General features: G+C 32.5%; 12 protein-coding genes. 6 read left to right on the top strand and 6 right to left on the bottom strand.

The window, feature by feature from the left end:
- Positions 1 to 72: 72 nt before the first annotated feature.
- The 4 genes from ABJD27_RS15700 (at position 73) to ABJD27_RS15685 (ending at position 2628) form a co-directional block, all read left to right on the top strand.
- Positions 73 to 579: a sigma-70 family RNA polymerase sigma factor gene (locus ABJD27_RS15700; RefSeq protein ID WP_348165740.1), complete on the top strand. Its 507-nt coding sequence runs from the start codon at positions 73 to 75 to the stop codon at positions 577 to 579.
- A 2-nt stretch (positions 580 to 581) separates the two neighbouring features.
- Positions 582 to 1214: a hypothetical protein gene (locus ABJD27_RS15695; RefSeq protein WP_348165737.1), complete on the top strand. Its 633-nt coding sequence runs from the start codon at positions 582 to 584 to the stop codon at positions 1212 to 1214.
- 19 nt (positions 1215 to 1233) lie between these two features.
- Positions 1234 to 1671: a DUF1801 domain-containing protein gene (locus ABJD27_RS15690; RefSeq protein WP_348165734.1), complete on the top strand. Its 438-nt coding sequence runs from the start codon at positions 1234 to 1236 to the stop codon at positions 1669 to 1671.
- A 126-nt stretch (positions 1672 to 1797) separates the two neighbouring features.
- Entirely contained in the window at positions 1798 to 2628 is an 831-nt protein-coding gene (locus tag ABJD27_RS15685; protein ID WP_348165731.1) for a DMT family transporter, read from the top strand.
- A gap of 39 nt (positions 2629 to 2667) precedes the next feature.
- Here ABJD27_RS15685 and ABJD27_RS15680 read toward each other — a convergent pair whose 3' ends face one another.
- Positions 2668 to 4584, bottom strand: a complete 1917-nt coding sequence (locus ABJD27_RS15680; protein WP_348165728.1) for a histidine kinase — start codon at positions 4582 to 4584, stop codon at positions 2668 to 2670.
- A gap of 20 nt (positions 4585 to 4604) precedes the next feature.
- Here ABJD27_RS15680 and ABJD27_RS15675 point away from each other — a divergent pair, with 20 nt between their 5' ends.
- On the top strand, positions 4605 to 5351 hold the full coding sequence (locus tag ABJD27_RS15675) for a LytTR family DNA-binding domain-containing protein (RefSeq protein WP_348165725.1): 747 nt from the start codon (positions 4605 to 4607) through the stop codon (positions 5349 to 5351).
- 99 nt (positions 5352 to 5450) lie between these two features.
- Here ABJD27_RS15675 and ABJD27_RS15670 read toward each other — a convergent pair whose 3' ends face one another.
- The 4 genes from ABJD27_RS15670 to ABJD27_RS15655 form a co-directional block, all read right to left on the bottom strand.
- Positions 5451 to 7370, bottom strand: a complete 1920-nt coding sequence (locus ABJD27_RS15670; RefSeq protein ID WP_348165722.1) for a histidine kinase — start codon at positions 7368 to 7370, stop codon at positions 5451 to 5453.
- 317 nt (positions 7371 to 7687) lie between these two features.
- Positions 7688 to 9679, bottom strand: a complete 1992-nt coding sequence (locus tag ABJD27_RS15665) for a histidine kinase (RefSeq protein WP_348202067.1) — start codon at positions 9677 to 9679, stop codon at positions 7688 to 7690.
- Positions 9680 to 10046: 367 nt separating this feature from the next.
- The gene (locus ABJD27_RS15660) at positions 10047 to 11765 is read right to left on the bottom strand and encodes a M28 family peptidase (protein WP_348165716.1); all 1719 of its coding nucleotides are present in this window, start codon (positions 11763 to 11765) and stop codon (positions 10047 to 10049) included.
- Between the two features lie 11 nt (positions 11766 to 11776).
- Positions 11777 to 14626 carry a pitrilysin family protein gene (locus ABJD27_RS15655; protein WP_348165713.1) on the bottom strand — a complete coding sequence of 950 codons (2850 nt, stop codon included), beginning with the start codon at positions 14624 to 14626 and terminating at the stop codon, positions 11777 to 11779.
- Between the two features lie 186 nt (positions 14627 to 14812).
- On the opposite strand from ABJD27_RS15655, the gene ABJD27_RS15650 reads away from it, so the two are divergent.
- On the top strand, positions 14813 to 16471 hold the full coding sequence (locus ABJD27_RS15650) for a beta-N-acetylhexosaminidase (RefSeq protein ID WP_348165711.1): 1659 nt from the start codon (positions 14813 to 14815) through the stop codon (positions 16469 to 16471).
- Between the two features lie 13 nt (positions 16472 to 16484).
- Here ABJD27_RS15650 and ABJD27_RS15645 read toward each other — a convergent pair whose 3' ends face one another.
- Positions 16485 to 17045, bottom strand: a complete 561-nt coding sequence (locus tag ABJD27_RS15645; protein ID WP_348165708.1) for a phosphatase PAP2 family protein — start codon at positions 17043 to 17045, stop codon at positions 16485 to 16487.
- Positions 17046 to 17052 lie beyond the last annotated feature (7 nt).

Here is a 17052-nt window from a genome sequence, read left to right as displayed (position 1 = left end):
AAAAAAATCTCCTTTCTTGTCATATTTTTCTACCTTCTGTCACTAAGGTAGTAGAAGGTTAAAAAATAATAAGTGAATCAACAAGAAAACCAAGCGTTTGAAAAACTCTTAGAAGACAACAAAGGGAAAATCTATAGGATTTGTCGAATATATGCGATCTCTCCTATAGAGCCTCAAGATCTTTTTCAAGAAGTAATCTATCAGGTTTGGAAATCTTTTTCAAGTTTTAAGGAACAGGCTACTATAAGTACCTGGGTATACCGAATTGCAATAAACGTTTGCTTGCGATCTAAATTAAAATTTGAAAAGAATAGTTTAAAAACGATTCGTTTTGACGCTATACAATTCATGGCTTCTCAAGATACTTCTGACCAAATAGAGGATGAAAAATATCAATTTCTCAGAGATTGTATTTCTTCACTACCTGAAGGCGATCAATCTATCGTCATACTATACCTAGAAGAAGTTGCTTATAAAGAAATTGCTGTAATTACGGGATTAACAGAAAATCACATTGCTGTAAAAATGAAGCGTATACGCAAGTTATTATTTGACTGTATCACTCCAAAATTGAATTAATTATGATAGAACAAGAACTTAAAGATATTTGGAGAAACTCTTCAGAAACTAAAAAAATACAATTTGACATGACACAATTATTAACAAATTTTAAAACAGGGATGGAAAGCAGAGAACGCATTGTTCGGGTAAGAGATCGAAGAGAAATCTTTGGGGCCATTATAGGTATTTTAGGTTTTGGATATATAGCATATCACACCCCTTTCTTAGTGGCAAAAACGGGTGCCATCCTTCTTATTGCATCGTATATATTTTATATATTCAAATTACGAGCAAATAGAAAAAGTAAGCATACACAAGATTTATTTCTATCTATCGAAGAGCAATTGCAACATCAAAAGCAATTTATGGTAAACCAAACAAAATTATTAGGCTCTGTTTTATACTGGATGGTACTTCCAATGTTTGTATCATATATGATATATGTATGGGGAGTAGGAGATCCATCTCAATATGAAATTCCTTCTATATTATTAGAAGCCCTTCCTATAAATCTACGCAGTAAACTTATATGGAGTATCGTTATGATTATTTTATCGATATATGTTGTATGGATGAATAAACGAGCGGTAGTCGTAAACTGGAAACCACTCATAAAGCAGATAGATACCATTATAGATCAATTAAAAAAATAATTCCTATTTTGACCTATATATGAGCCCTAAACAAGAAATACACCCAGACTTCTTACATTATTTAAAACATAAAGATGAAGAACTCATACAATTGTATACTGATGTAAGAACCTTTATTTTGGATTTGTATCCGGATAGTTATGAATTATTATATCATACACATGCATTAACATCGCTCTATACGGTAACAAAAAAAATGGGAGATGCATTTTGTATGATTCCTATATATACCAATCATCTTAATTTAGGTTTTAATAAAGGGACCCTTCTAGATGACCCACATCAACTATTACAAGGAACAGGAAAATGGATGCGACATATTCCTATTACAACTAGAACCGATTATGACACCGATGAGGTACGTACGCTATTAGAACAAGCCATACAGATATCTATAAAGGATGCTAACCTAAAAACTCCTTTACAAGGAACTATCATCTCAAAAATAAAGCGCTAATCATTATTTTTTAAAAGAGTACCTGCACTCTTCATTTATTTACTTTTTTAAAGTTTTAAAAGCCTTTTAGCTGCATGCTATTTTTCATATTTATCGTACTTTCGTAAGGCAAACAAAACCATCCTTGTGGGTAAAGGAATTGTCTATATGCTTATTGCCGCATTCGCCTTTGCGTGGATGAATCTTCTGGCAAAATACCTAGATGATTTTCACCCTTTACAAGTTGTTTTCTTTAGAGCCTTTGGAACCTTTATATTCATCTTTCCTTATATGCTTATTAAGAAAGTCCCAGTTATCGGGAAGCATGTACTCTGGTTAAGTCTTAGAGGTGTTCTTAGTTTTGTATCTCTTGCATTATTCTTTAAAGTTGTTCAAGATATACCGTTAGGGTCTGCAGTAGCTTTACGATATACAGCTCCTATTTTTAGTGTGATTTTTGCATATTTTTTCTTAAAGGAAGTTGTAAAACTAGGGCAATGGATAAGTCTTATTATCTCTATTGCTGGGGCTTTTATTATGAAGGGAGTTGACTTTAGAATAGATTCAACAAGTTTTATTCTTATTATGTTTTCATCACTCCTAGTAGGTGGCGTTTTTGCAATTGTACGTTATTTAGGATCACGCGAGCATTTCCTAACTATCATTAACTATTTTATGGTTTTTTCGATTGTGGGGAGTTTGTTTTTTATTCAGTATTGGCGTATGCCTATAGGTCAAGAATGGTGGTGGGTTTCTATTATTGGAGTATTGGGTCTTATAGGCCAGGTATTCTTAACACGTGCTTTTCAACTTGCAGATACAAGTACAGTGGCTCCTATTAAGTATATGGAACTTGTATATGCATTACTTTTTGGTTTTTTCTTATTTGATGAGAGTTATACCCTATGGCCTATCGTTGGGATGACACTGGTTGTATTAGGAATGCTTCTCAACGTTTGGATCAAAAGGAAAGGGTAATTTTATGGGTACGCTTTCGCGAAAGCGTATAAAACCTTCTTATAGATCTAATTGATAAGGAAGGTACAAATGTACTTTAGTCCCTTGTGATATATCTTCAATAGTATAAAGCGCCTTTGATTTATAACTCTTTGCATACAAGGCTAAGCGTTCTTTAAGAATGGTACCAGACAATGATTGATGACCTAATGTATGTTCTTTACTCTTCATTGTACTAGAATAGCCTACACCATTATCTTCTATTGAAAAATAGAGTACTTGATCTTTCAGTTTCTGATCAACTGTAATGGTTATATTCTCATCGTCTTTACCCTGAAAACCATGATCAATCGCATTTTCTATAAAAGGTTGTAAAAACATAGGGGGAATTAAGATTTCCTCTTTATTAAGAGTACCTATTACTTGAATCTCAAATGTAAATTTCTTTGAAAAATTAGATTGTAATTCTAGGTAGGACGTAATGGTTTCCAACTCTTCTTCAAGAGAAATAAATTCCTCTCGAGAATTCTCCAATATAGAACGTAATAAATTTCCCAATCTTGAAATATACGGTATCGTCTGATCTGACTTTTTTTGAACTAAACCACTCACAGAATTTAAGGCATTAAATAAAAAATGAGGATTGAGTTGAGAACGTAATAAACGTTGTTCTAGATTAGAGGTTTTGTAATGATTTTGTAATCTACGCTGACGATAAAATAAATAACCTAATCCTATAAAAGAAAGTAAGAGTCCGCCTAATATCCAGTTAATCGTATTACGTTGCTTTATAATTGTTTCTTGACTTTGTGTTGTTTTTTCTAGTGAGGCAATAGAAATATCTTTCTCTTTGGTTTTATACTTTACTTCAATATTATCTAGATTAATTTCCGATTGTTTCTTATAGAAATCTTCTAGAAATCTATTAGATTCCTGAGACATCGCTTTTAATTCAGTTATATTGTTTGTCTTTTGGTAAGCTTCTCCTAGTACAAGATAAACCTGCATTAACTGTTCTTTTTCTTCTTTAGAGATTCTTTCTTTTTCATTAATTGCTTCCTTAATACTATTTAAATATTTAATAGAAATATATACATCACCTTCATATAACTCAATAACTCCCTTTAAAAGATTAAGTTGATCAATCGTTGAACTTTGGGTTTCAATAGTATCATCATAATGATTTATAGCTTTTTTATAATAAAACAATGTGGAATCAACATTATTTTCATAATAATGTATATCGCCTAAGTTATTATACAGCACCCATAAATTTCTTTTATAGTTAGATGTTTCTGATCGTTTAATTGCTTCTGAAAAGTATAATCTTGCTTTTTCAATAGCATAAGACTTTGAATAAATTGTTCCAATTCTGGTATATGTAGTGACTGCAGATCTTGCCAAAGTCATAAAAAGAGAATCTTTTGTAGTATCTAAATAATAATCTAATGCGATACTATCATTCCCTATATCCAAATGGTTATTTGCGATAGCAGTAACGATAAAGCTCTTCCATTTATAAGGGTATTTTTTAGTATAATCTAGTGCTATCTGATTACTCTCTATAGCCTCTTCAAATCGTTGTAAAAAACCTAAAGCCCTCCCTTTATAGTAGTAACTATACAGCAACATTTCTTCTTCAAACTCTCTTTTATTTTTTGAATTTTTATATGCTTGTATTCCTCTATCTGCATACTCTACTACAGAGTCATATTGCTTTTTATCAGAAAACTCGATTGCTCTATAAAAATTATAATATATCCAACCAGAAAGTTTATTATTAGACTCCAGCATTTTTTTTAACTCAGAAGCGCTCTTTAATTCTTTAATTCTTCTCCTATGATGAGTTACAATAGTATCTATCATTGCTTGTGTGTAGACAACTTCAGGATCAAAAACTTCTTGGGTAGTTTCCTGAGAAAAGGATATATTAGTTATACAGAAGAATATCAAAAAAAATAACACCTTTACTTTCATTTTGGAATATTTTATAATTTATGAGTCGCCAAATTAACGCAATAATCATTGAAGATAATATAGAAGCTCAGGAATATTTGTCGCATATCGTGCAAAATCATTTCCCTACCATTCGTATTTTAGGATGTGCAACTTCTGTAGAGCAATCTATACAGTTAATTAATAAGACTGATCCAGAATTGGTATTTATGGATATAGAACTTACGGATGGATTGTCTTTTGAAATTTTTGACACGATCAAGGTCCCATCATTTGAAGTGATTTTTATCACCGCTTTTGAAAACTTTATGCAAAAGGCACTTGAGCATTTTGCGCTGAGTTATATTACAAAGCCTATAGACATTCCTAAATTAATTGCAGCTATTCACCATTATTTACAGTTAAAACAACGACTATTTACTATAGAAAAGTTTGAGTTACTAAGAGATCTGACACAAAATAAAAATGGAAAACTCCTTATTCAGACCACCAATGAACATGTACTTATAAAAATAGAAACCATCATAAAACTAGAGGCTGAAGGAAATTACACGTATATATTCCTAGATGATGGAAGAAAGTTATTAGCATCTAAAGCCATGAAATATTATGAATCATTACTTCCTGAGGTTTCCTTCTTTAAAGCACATCGATCTACCATCATAAACATTAATTACATTGCTTCTATTTATAAAAAAGAAACTATTATTTTAACCAACAGTGACAAGGTTCATGTTTCTGTACGGAATAAAGGAAAGCTTATGAAACTTATACAAATGCTTTCATAAACCCAAAAATAAAACACCATCCTTATAGAATTAAAATAGCGTAGTACTCTAAAATAGCAGCTCACTCTATTTTTAATTTTCGCTACATATGTAAGACTATCAATCTTCGATGAGATACGGTAGCCAAAGCTCTACTCGTGTCCCTCCTCCAGTAACTATATCCCCTATAACATAGTGTGCTTTCTTCTTAAATGCTCTTGCATATAGATCTAATCGCTCCTTAAGAATCGTTCCTGATAATGATTGATGTCCAAATGCTTGCTCTTTATTCTTCATCGCATTAGAATATCCTATCCCATTATCTTCTATTATAAAATAAAGGACTTGATCTTTTGATTTTTGTTCAACTGTAATCGTTATTTTTTCATCGTCTTTGCCTTGAAAACCATGATCAATCGCATTCTCTATAAAAGGCTGTAAAAACATAGGTGGAATCAACAACTCTTCTTTATTTAGATCACTAATTATTTCAACATCAAACGTGAATTTCTTTGAAAAATCAGATTGTAATTCTAGATAGGAAGTAATGGTCTCCAATTCTTCAACCAGTGTAATAAACTCTTCACGGGAATTCTCCAATATAGAACGTAATAGATTCCCTAATCTTGAAATATATGGTATGGTTTGATCTGATTTCTTTTGAACCAAACCACTTACAGAATTAAGTGCATTAAATAAAAAATGAGGATTTAGTTGAGAGCGTAATAAACGTTGTTCTAGGTTAGAGGTTTTATAGTGATTTTGTAATCTACGCTGACGATAAAATAAATAACCTAATCCTATAAAAGAAAGTAAAAGCCCTCCTAATATCCAGTTAATCGTATTACGTTGCTGTATGATTGTTTCTTGACTTTGTGTTGTTGCTTCTAATGAAGCAATAGAAATATCTTTCTCTTTGGTTTTATACTTTATTTCAAGGTCATTAAAATTTGTTATTAACTGTTCATTATAAAACTCTTCGAGAAATCTATTAGACTCTTCTAATACCTTCGTTAGACCTACCGTATTATTCGTTTTTTCATAGGCATCTCCTAGCGTACTATAGACATTCATTAATAAATCTTTTTCATCTTTACTTTTAGGCATTTCATCATAGTACATTATAATTTCATTAAAATAATCAATTGCATGATTAGCATCATTCTCATATAATGCAATAGTCCCTTTTAAATAATTGAGTATATTAATAGCAGATATCTGAGAGTCAATAAAATCATCTTGGAAATCAATAGTTTTTTTATAATAAAACAATGTAGAATCAACATTTTTTTCATCCTTATATATATCGCCTAAATTATGATACAATGCCCATAAATTTTCAGTATAACCAGACTCTTTAGAACGCTTAATTGCTTTAAAAAAATACAATTTCGCTTTTTCTATCATATTAAATTTTGAATAAATTACTCCAATTCTTGTATATGAAGTTACTGCAGATCTATCTATAGACATAAAAAGAGAATCCCGAGAAATTTCAAAATAATAATCTAATGCAATACTATCATTCCCAATTTCTAAATGATTATTTGCTATAGCAGCAACAATAAAACTTCTCCACTTATATGGGTATTTCTTAGTATAATCTAGTGCTTTTTGATTGCTCTCAATCGCCTCTTCAAACCTTTGTAAATGCCATAAAGACTTTCCTTTATAAAAATGTGTTTCTAATAAAATTGCTTCATCAAATTCTCTTTTAATTTTTGAATTTTCATAAAACTGTATCCCTTTGTTGGCATAAATCACTGAAGAATCATGTATTCTCCCTAAGCTTTGCTCTTTTGCTTTAAAGTAATAATAATAGGACCATCCAGATAATTTATTATTGGAACTCAATATTTTCTTTAAACCTGAGTAATCTTTAATTTTTCTAGCATTTTTTCTACAATAGACTAAAATAGTATCTACCATTTGTTGCGTATACACAGTCTCTGAATGAAAAACTTCTGGGCTAACTTCTTGAGAAAAAGATAATGTAGTTACACCTGTGAATATCCAGATAAATAACATCTTTAATTTCATCTATTTTTTTGTTCAAATTAACGCAATAATAATTGAAGATAATATAGAAGCTCAGGAATATTTGTCGCATATCGTGCAGAATCATTTTCCTAACATTCATGTATTAGGTTACGCAATTTCTATTACAGAATCTATACAGTTAATTAATCAACAATGACAAAGTTCATATCTCTATACGGAATAAAGGAAAGCTTATGGAACTTATACACTTGCTCTCATAAATTCAAAAATGAAGTGCCATATATAATATACACATAATTAAAATAGCGTAGTACTCTAAAAAGTAACTCACTCTATTTGTAACTTTTGCTATGTTATCAATCTTCAATAAGATACGGCAACCACAATGCTACTTTTGTTCCTCCATCAGTAGCTAGATCTCCAATGACATATCTCGCTTTTTTCTTAAATGCTCTTGCATATAGATCTAAACGTTCCTTGAGAATTTGACCAGATAATGATTGATGACCAAACGCTTGCTCTTTGCTCTTGATCGCATTAGAATACCCTATCCCATTATCTTCTATTATAAAATAGAGGACTTGATCTTTTAATTTTTGTTCAATCGTAATGGTTATTTTTTCATCGTCTTTGCCTTGAAAACCATGATCAATTGCATTTTCTATAAAAGGCTGTAAAAACATAGGTGGAATCAACAACTCCTCTTTATTAAGAGTACCTATTATTTCAATATCAAAAGTAAATTTCTTTGAAAAATTAGATTGTAATTCCAGATAGGAAGTAATGGTCTCCAATTCTTCAGCCAGTGTAATAAACTCTTCACGGGAATTCTCCAATATAGATCGTAATAGATTCCCCAACCTTGAAATATACGGTATCGTTTGATCTGATTTCTTTTGCACCAAACCACTTACAGAATTAAGTGCATTAAATAAAAAATGAGGATTGAGTTGAGAGCGTAATAAACGTTGTTCTAGATTGGACGCTTTATATTGATGCTGTAATTTACGTTGATAATAAACAATATATCCTAAGATACCTAGGACCCCCATCCCTATCACTGTATTGAGTAACCAGGCACGCTGTTTATTTACCTTGACGTTTTCTTGTTCTAGTTCTTCAGTTCCAAAACGAATACGTGCAAATTGATCTTGAAAACGCTTTTCTATCTTTCGTAAACTATCATTTATACGGATATACTCTTTGCTGTACTTTAGAGCTTCTTTGGGTTCATCGATTTCTGTTAATAACTCTAAAGAATTTACAATTCCCTTATTATAAGATATATTTTTAGAAACCATTAATGATTTTTTAACAAAATAATTAGCTGAGTCATTTTTTTTATTTTTCGTATAGTATCTTGCAAGACTTAATTGATTAAGAATCACTCCTTTTATATTCTGAAGACTATCGTGTATTTGTATAAATCTCTTATATAATTTAGGATAGTTTGCATTTTCTCCTAAAAAAAATCTTGCTCTTGTGAGATTACACGATAAACCTGTATGATCTCTTAGTCTTTTATACTGTAAACTATCATACCTAAGTCCTTGCTTATAATAACTAATCGCTGTTGAATATTCACCTAATTTCGAATAGATTGTACCAATATTGTTTAAAGTGGCTGCATTAAGAATATTATTCTTCTTAAGTTTTTCTCGTAATTCAAAAACCTTCTTATACTCTATAATTGCTTCTTCATAATTTTCTAAACTTTTTGAAATTATGCCAAGATTATTATGAGCTGAAGCTAAATGTCTTTTATCCTCTATCTTTTCAAAATATTTAATTGAGTTAACCGTATTTGCTTCTGAACCTACTAAATCGCCCACATTCTTTTGTACAATTGCCATTGCAAGATATACTTGACCTATATTTAAATCACTACTATATTTACGATAGAGCTTGCTAGATTTATAAAAATACACGTATGCGCTATCTAATTTACCAGTAACTGAATAATAACGTGCTATATTATAATACGCATGCCCCAAACCTAAAGAATCTTGGGTACGTAAAGACAAGTCTTTAATTTCATTATTAATCTTAAAGTATGTATCCTGCTTATCAATTACTAAATAAGCTATAGATAATCTTCGTAAATGCTCCCTTTTAAGTGTATCTTCCTTCTTCTTCTCTATTACAGAGTATAAACTATCATATAACCTAAGTTTATCAGGTACAGGGATGTTTTTTTTTCTTATATCAAGTATCAGACTCCAAATTTCATTCTTCTGTATTTGAGTTTCTAAGTCAGTGTCTTGCGAGCATGAAAATATAAAGACAGAAAGTAATGCAAAAACCACGCATATGCTTGGTTTAGAAAATGTGTGTTTTAAGTAATTCATTCGTTCGGTTAAAAAACATTTTTTGAGTTTCCCTAAAATAAGGTAAACGTTTTGAGATAGGAACTCTTATTTAAATGAATATACATAGAATACGCATTTTTATAAAAAACATGAAACCTCTCCTTAAAAATATGCATACACTTATCCAAAAAATCATATCGCTTATCACAACAATACAAACGCTTACATTTTATGTGTAAAATAGGAGTTCATATCTGTTTAATTTTGACATAAGAAATCAGGGATAAACAGGGGAATTATGTATTAACAGTTTAAAAGTAAATCTAGATTATTGGCGTGTGGTGCGCCGCTGAGAAAGAGCTATCAGAAAAAAAAAGATCGATGGCTCTTTTGATATTTATATAAATTACAATTGTTTTAAAAGGTCATCTGTAAAAGCCTGTAATACTTCTTGAGATTGTGTAATCTCATCATCAATACTAGAATCAGAAACCATATCCTTAGTTGTAGCAAATGTTTTCACGTACCAATCACTCCAAGTATTGAGTATTTCTATCTGACTCTCTTTAGACTCCCCACTTACAATAGCGCTCTTACTTAACTCAAATTCTATAATTAATCGATTTTTGGCAACTGCCATTATTTCATCTAAAATCTGACCTGCCGTTACCTCATTGCTATTAAGTAATGTATAAGCACTAACTAATGCAGCAGTTCCTACGTTCCTCATCGTTTCTTGAGATACCTTATCTATTCGATCATTATCTGTATGATAAAACTGATCTGTAAAATGCCATAATAAGATCCCTGGCAAATCTGCATTTAGAAAAGGTGTATGATCACTACCTCCTTCAAAAGGATTTGTTCTCACTTCCCAGTTTGCTCGTTTTCCTTGATTTTGAAATACATTAATTATAAAGTCATTGAGATAATGAGGTCTCATATCTTCTAACTTCATTTGCTCTCCGCCCCACTCCGAATGTTTATCATTTCCTCGAGTCCAGATAGCACTTGGATCTGGCATTTTCTCAATTAAGAAAGTTCCTCCAGTGACTGAAGTATTCTCCCCCACCATATCTAAACTAATCCCCCAATTAATATCAGATGTTCGTTTTTCTTTTTCCTTTATATAACGACGTGTAGAAATAATCTCATCTCCCCATAAAAATGTCAACGTACGTTTAAGGTTTACTTTTTTGTTTTTAATAAGATTTGCAGTAATTAGTGCCATTTCTAGTTGTGTTCCTACTCCAGTTGCATTATCATTTGCTCCTGGTTCCTGGATATGCGCACTAAGAACAAGACTTTCTTTTGGCAATTCTGCCCCTCTTACAGTAGCTACAACCGTAAGCTCTTCTGATGGATATATCTTAGTTTTGATTGTTGCATTTACGTTTACACTTCCTTCAGATAAAGCTTTTTTCAGCCTTTCTTTTGCTTCGTATGACAATGCAATTCCCCAAGCCTTCACCTCTTCATCATACGGAATACTTCTAAACTGAATAGAAGTTACATTTTTCTCTGGTTGTAGATATGCAGGGTTATTATATGTAATTATTCCCAATGCACCACCTTTTACAATAGCAGGGTTATACAATCTATATCCACTCATTTCGGAAAAAACAATCTTTCCTTTTACATCATTCTTTATGAAATCATTTTCATCTTTGATATATACAACTTCTGCAGTAATACCTTCAGAAAGTGTCGAACTTGCATACTGGTAGATCATATTCCTATTGGTCTTATATTGTAGCAACGGTGTTTCTTCTCCTACAATACTAAGACTGGCATCTACAGGCTCCCAAGTTGGTCTTTCCATAGACCGTTTCTCTATCCTATAGGTAAGCATATCTTTATCAGTGGCTTTAGATTCTTCTATATAACCAGCTGTTTCTAGTTTTTCAGTAATTCTATATACTGTTTTATTAAACCCTGTATTACCAGCAACTCTCCAAAATTGCTCAACAAAAGCGGTCGTTTCCATAGCGACATCTCCTTTAAACTCTGGAGTCACCATGTCAAAATAAGCATCAGTAACACTGTTTAAATCTTTCTCTTGAGAACATGCAGAAATTGTACTGCTTATCACTATAAAAATGGCAACAAATTGAAGGTATTTCATAAACGCAGTATCTATTCTTTAATGGCTTCCCTTTTATTTAAAAGAACAGGAGTTCCGTATCCTAATTGCTCTAGTTTTTTAAGTTGTGTTTTTGCATCTCCTACGACAAGATAAATCATCTTATTGGGATTTAGGTATTTATCAGAAAGTGTTTGTATATCTTCTACTGTCATTTCATTTACGGTAGCTTCACGTTGCTTTGCATAATCTACAGGAAGATTAAGTTCTGCTATATTAGAAAGCATTCCAAGTTTTGCTCTTGCTGTTTCAAATGCACGTGCATTACTCTTTATCAAGAAGCTTTTTGAAACCTCAAGGTCATTTTCTGTATAATTCTTTCCATAGTTCTCTAGTATTTCTTTTACTAAGGCTGCACTTTCATAGGTTACATTAGAACGCACCCCACTAGAAATTGTAAATGCTCCAGGAAGAGCCGTTCCGTTAAAATTTGATCGGATGCCATAAGTATACCCTTTTCCTTCCCTTAATTGTTGTGTGAGTTGGGAAGCAAAGCCTCCGCCTCCTAGTCGGTAATTCATCACACGAGCTGGATAATAATCTGGATCTGTCGCAGCTAATGCTGGGTACCCAAAACGAAGTACTGATTGTTTTGCTCCTGGTACATCATAAAAATATATGGTAGATTGCTCTGGACGCGCTGGAACTTCATAGGTAGGAATCACAACTTTTGTCGCTTCCATTTTTGAATTTACACCTGCTAATGATTGGGTCACTCTATTTTGGTTTATAGCTCCTACCACATACATTTTACCTACAGTTGGGGAAATGTTTTTATAAAATGTTTTTAGATCATCTATAGTGATTGCTGTAACAGATGCTAACGTACCTAGGCTATTATGCGATAGAATATGTTTATCTCCATAAATAAGCTTTGCATATTCATTTGCTGCAACACTATTAGGGTTTGCTTGTTGTTGTACAATCTGACTCTTAACGCTTTCCTTGATAAGGTCAAATTCTTCACTATCCCATCGTGGTTGAAGTAGAGTTTCTTCTACTAAAGCAATGGTTGCTTCATAGTTTTTTGCTAATGTATTTCCAGAAACGATAATACTTTCGTCTGTTGCAAATACATTAATAGAAGCTCCTAAGCTTTCTATAGCTTCTTCTAGTTGTGCTGTTGTTTTTGTTGTTGTCCCTTTAGTCATTAAACGAGCAAGAAGGTTAGACACTCCTATTTTAGCAGGGTTCTCTAGTAATAACCCTCCTTCAAAGCTTAATTGGAATTGCACTAATGGTACTTCATCATTTTCTATTCCGTATATTTTTAATCCAGCATCAAGTGATGATTCCCATACTGTAGGGATATTAAGTGCTGGGCTCGTACCATATGGAGGCTCTACAGAACGATCAAAAGAAGATGGTGTTTTCTCATAGGTAGCAACAATACTTGCATCAAAAGCTTCTTCGGCGCCCTCTACAATCTTTTCTTCTGCAACTTCTGCTGGTTCAGAACCTTCTAATGCAACATCTATTTGCCCATTAGGCACAAAACTTGTTGCAATATAGTTCTGTCCTTTAATATATGTATTATATACACGGACAACATCTTCTGTAGTAACTGCTAGTATATTTTCTATATCTTTTTCTATATATCCAGGATCGCCAGCAAATACTTCATATTGAGCTAACTGAAACCCTTTTCCGAGAACGCTTGATAAACCACTATAAAAATTAGTTTCTTGCCCAGCTTTAATTCGATCTAATGCAGATTGTGGGATTCCTTCTAATTCAAATTTCGCGAAAGCGTCATTAATTCCATTGGCTATTTCATCTAAGTCTTTCCCTCCAAAAGCGCGAACTTGTGTACGATACTGTCCAGCAAGCTCTGTCCCATAGTTATACATAGTCACTCCAGAAGTTAATTTCTTATCATCAACTAACACTTGATTAAAAGGTGCTTGCTTACCATCAGATAAATAGGTTGCAAGTATATCTAATGCATAGGAATCTTTATGGTATACAGGAACTGTAGGCCAAGTCATCGTAAGTTGAGGTACACGAGCAAAATTATCTTCGTAATACAACTTTTTGGTTTGTGCAACAGATGTAGGTTGCTTTACAAGAGCTGGTACTTCTGCTCCTCTTTTGATCTCATCAAAATACTTATGTACCCATTCTTTTGCTTGTGCAGGATCAAAATCTCCAGCAATCGTTAATACTGTATTATTAGGTGTGTACCAACGATTATAAAAATCCTTTACATCTTGTAAAGTTGCATTTTGTAAATCTTCTAGAGACCCTATAACTTGCCAATTGTACGGGTGTCCTTCTGGATATAGATTCTTATCTACGACATATTGCACATGACCATATGGACGGTTATCTACACTTTGACGTTTTTCATTTTTAACCACTTGTTTCTCTTTGGCAAGCACAGGATCTGTCACTGTATTTATAAAATACCCCAATTTATCTGCTTCTGCCCAAATCATTTTTTCTAAAGCATCTTTTGGTACTGTCTGAAAATAGTTTGTTCTATCTCTACTCGTAGATCCATTTGCTCCTGATCCTCCAATGCGAGCACTCATTTTATCTAGCCCTCCTTTTCCTAAGTTTTCTGACTCTAAAAATAATAAGTGTTCAAATAAATGTGCAAATCCAGTACGTCCTTCTATTTCTCTTGCAGATCCTACATGTGCTGTTAAAGCAACGGCAACTACTGGGTCTGAGGTATCTTTATGTAAAATAACGGTAAGTCCATTATCTAATGTAAACTTCTCAAAAGGGACATTAAATTCCTGACTCTCTGACTCTTGTGTTAAAGTAGCACCTTTCTCTTTGCAAGAAAAGATGGAAGTCACTAAAAATATGACTGTAAGTAGCTTTATTGTCTTCATAATGGTATACTGTAGAATTTAGAGTTCGAAGATAATTAAAAAGAGAAAAGTCCTATGTTAAGACTACTACAAAACAGCTACTTTTATAATAAATTATACTTGATTTTTAAATTAAAACATATTTTTACTCAACATGAATTCATAATTTATACTTTATATCTGTCATTCTCATTTAAAAGTTTTCAAATGAAAAAATATAATTTGCCATATCTATTAGTCATCTTTTTTTCTTTAAGTATCACCTCTTGTACAAATGAATTAAGGAATTATCAAAATATAGCTTCTGATTATCAGATAATACCTAAACCATTAAAATTAGAACCTTCTCCAGGTAGATTCTTAATTCAAGAAAACACGATGATCATTGGTGATGCTGTTTTATCAAATGAAATTGAATACCTATCAGAAATGCTACAAATAGCTACTGGATATACCATCGCTACATCAAATAATAGTGACAACCACCAAAATAAGAATAGTATCACTCTTACACTTGACAAATCATTATCTGAGGAAGAAAGTTATTTACTTTCTATAACACCAGATAGAATTTTAATATCAGGAAAATCTGCAGCGGGTATTTTTTATGGGATACAGTCATTAAGACAACTCATGCCTTTTACAATAGAATCTAATCAAGAAAATAGTACGGATATAACAATTCCATCTGTACATATAGAAGATCAACCTTCATATGTATATCGAGGAATGCATCTAGATGTTGGTAGGCATTTTTTTCCAGTCGATTTTATTAAAAAATATATAGACCTAATCGCATTACATAAAATGAATACGTTTCATTGGCACCTTACCGAAGATCAAGGTTGGCGTATTGAAATAAAAAAATATCCAAAGCTCACCGAAATAGGATCAAAACGAAAGGAGACTATTCTTGAAAAGAATTTTGATCCTTACAAAGGAGATGGAAAGCCATATGCAGGCTTTTACACACAAGAAGAAATAAAAGACATCGTTGCTTATGCAGCTAGCAGACATATAACCGTTATTCCAGAAATAGAGTTACCGGGACATTCCTTAGCAGCCATAGCATCCTATCCCGAATTAGGAAATACGAATGAAAGACACGAGGTAGGCACACGATGGGGCGTCTATGAACACATATATGCGCCAACAGAAGAAACCTTTCAATTTTTGGAAAATGTCTTAACAGAAGTTATTGCTCTTTTTCCTAGTAAACTTATTCATATAGGGGGCGATGAGGCTCCAAAAAAAGAATGGAAAGAAAGTAAAATAGCTCAAGAATTGATTAAAAAAGAAGGGTTAAAAGACGAACACGAACTTCAAAGTTATTTTATAAAACGTATTGAGAAATTTTTAAATAGCAAAGGACGAGATATTATAGGTTGGGATGAAATCCTAGAAGGAGGATTAGCTCCTAATGCTACAGTAATGTCATGGCGAGGTATTCAAGGTGGAATAGATGCTGCACGACAGCATCACAACGTTATTATGACACCTGGGTCACATTGTTATTTTGATCATTACCAAGTAGATAAAGATATGCAGTCCAAAGAACCACTAGCTATTGGGGGGTATACTTCTGTAGAGAAAGTATATTCATATGAACCTACTCCCAAAGAATTAAGTACTGAATTACAAAAATACATTTTAGGCGCTCAAGGAAACGTATGGACAGAATATATGAAAACGACTGAGCATGTAGAATATATGGTATTACCAAGAATGACTGCACTATCTGAAGTCCTATGGTCTTCCCCAGAATCAAAAGATTGGAATGACTTTAAAGCAAGATTACAGACACTTAAAAAGAGATATAATACTATGGGGTTTAACTATGCTCCTCATGGATTTACCTCAGAATAACAACACAAAAGCGTTACTTATATTTAGCAAGAAAAAACTGTTGCAATTTATAAAAGATAAATCCTAAAAGACTACCCACAATCATTCCTGTAAGTACATCTCCTGGATAATGCACTCCTACATAAATACGGCTATACCCTACAAAGGCTGCCCATAACAATAATATAAAGATGAGGTAACGATACTTAGATTGTAATGCTAATCCTGCAAAGACAGCTGTGGCCATACTACTGGTTGCATGTCCAGAAAAATATCCATAACGACCACAACGAGGCGCTATAAATCGCATGGTTTCTTCCCAAGAAAATAGTTTACAAGGGCGTGGTCTTTGAATATAATTTTTAAAAAAATCTGAAAGTTGATCTGTACAAGTAATCATCGCTGCGACTACAACCATGGTAATCAACAATCCTTTTACACCATACTTCTGATACATAAAAAATAGAAGTAATGCATATAAGGGAATAGATGATAACTTATTTGTAACCACGAGCCAAAAACCGTCCCATGTTTCTGTTCCTAATCCATTAAGAAAGAGAAAGAGTTCTTGATCGTATTCTATCAGAGTTTCCATACGAGTA

Source organism: Dokdonia sp. (genome assembly GCF_039945015.1).
In the GTDB taxonomy this organism is placed as follows: domain Bacteria; phylum Bacteroidota; class Bacteroidia; order Flavobacteriales; family Flavobacteriaceae; genus Dokdonia.
Note: the sequence above shows the minus strand (reverse complement) of the source record. Positions and strands in the feature narration are given on the sequence as shown.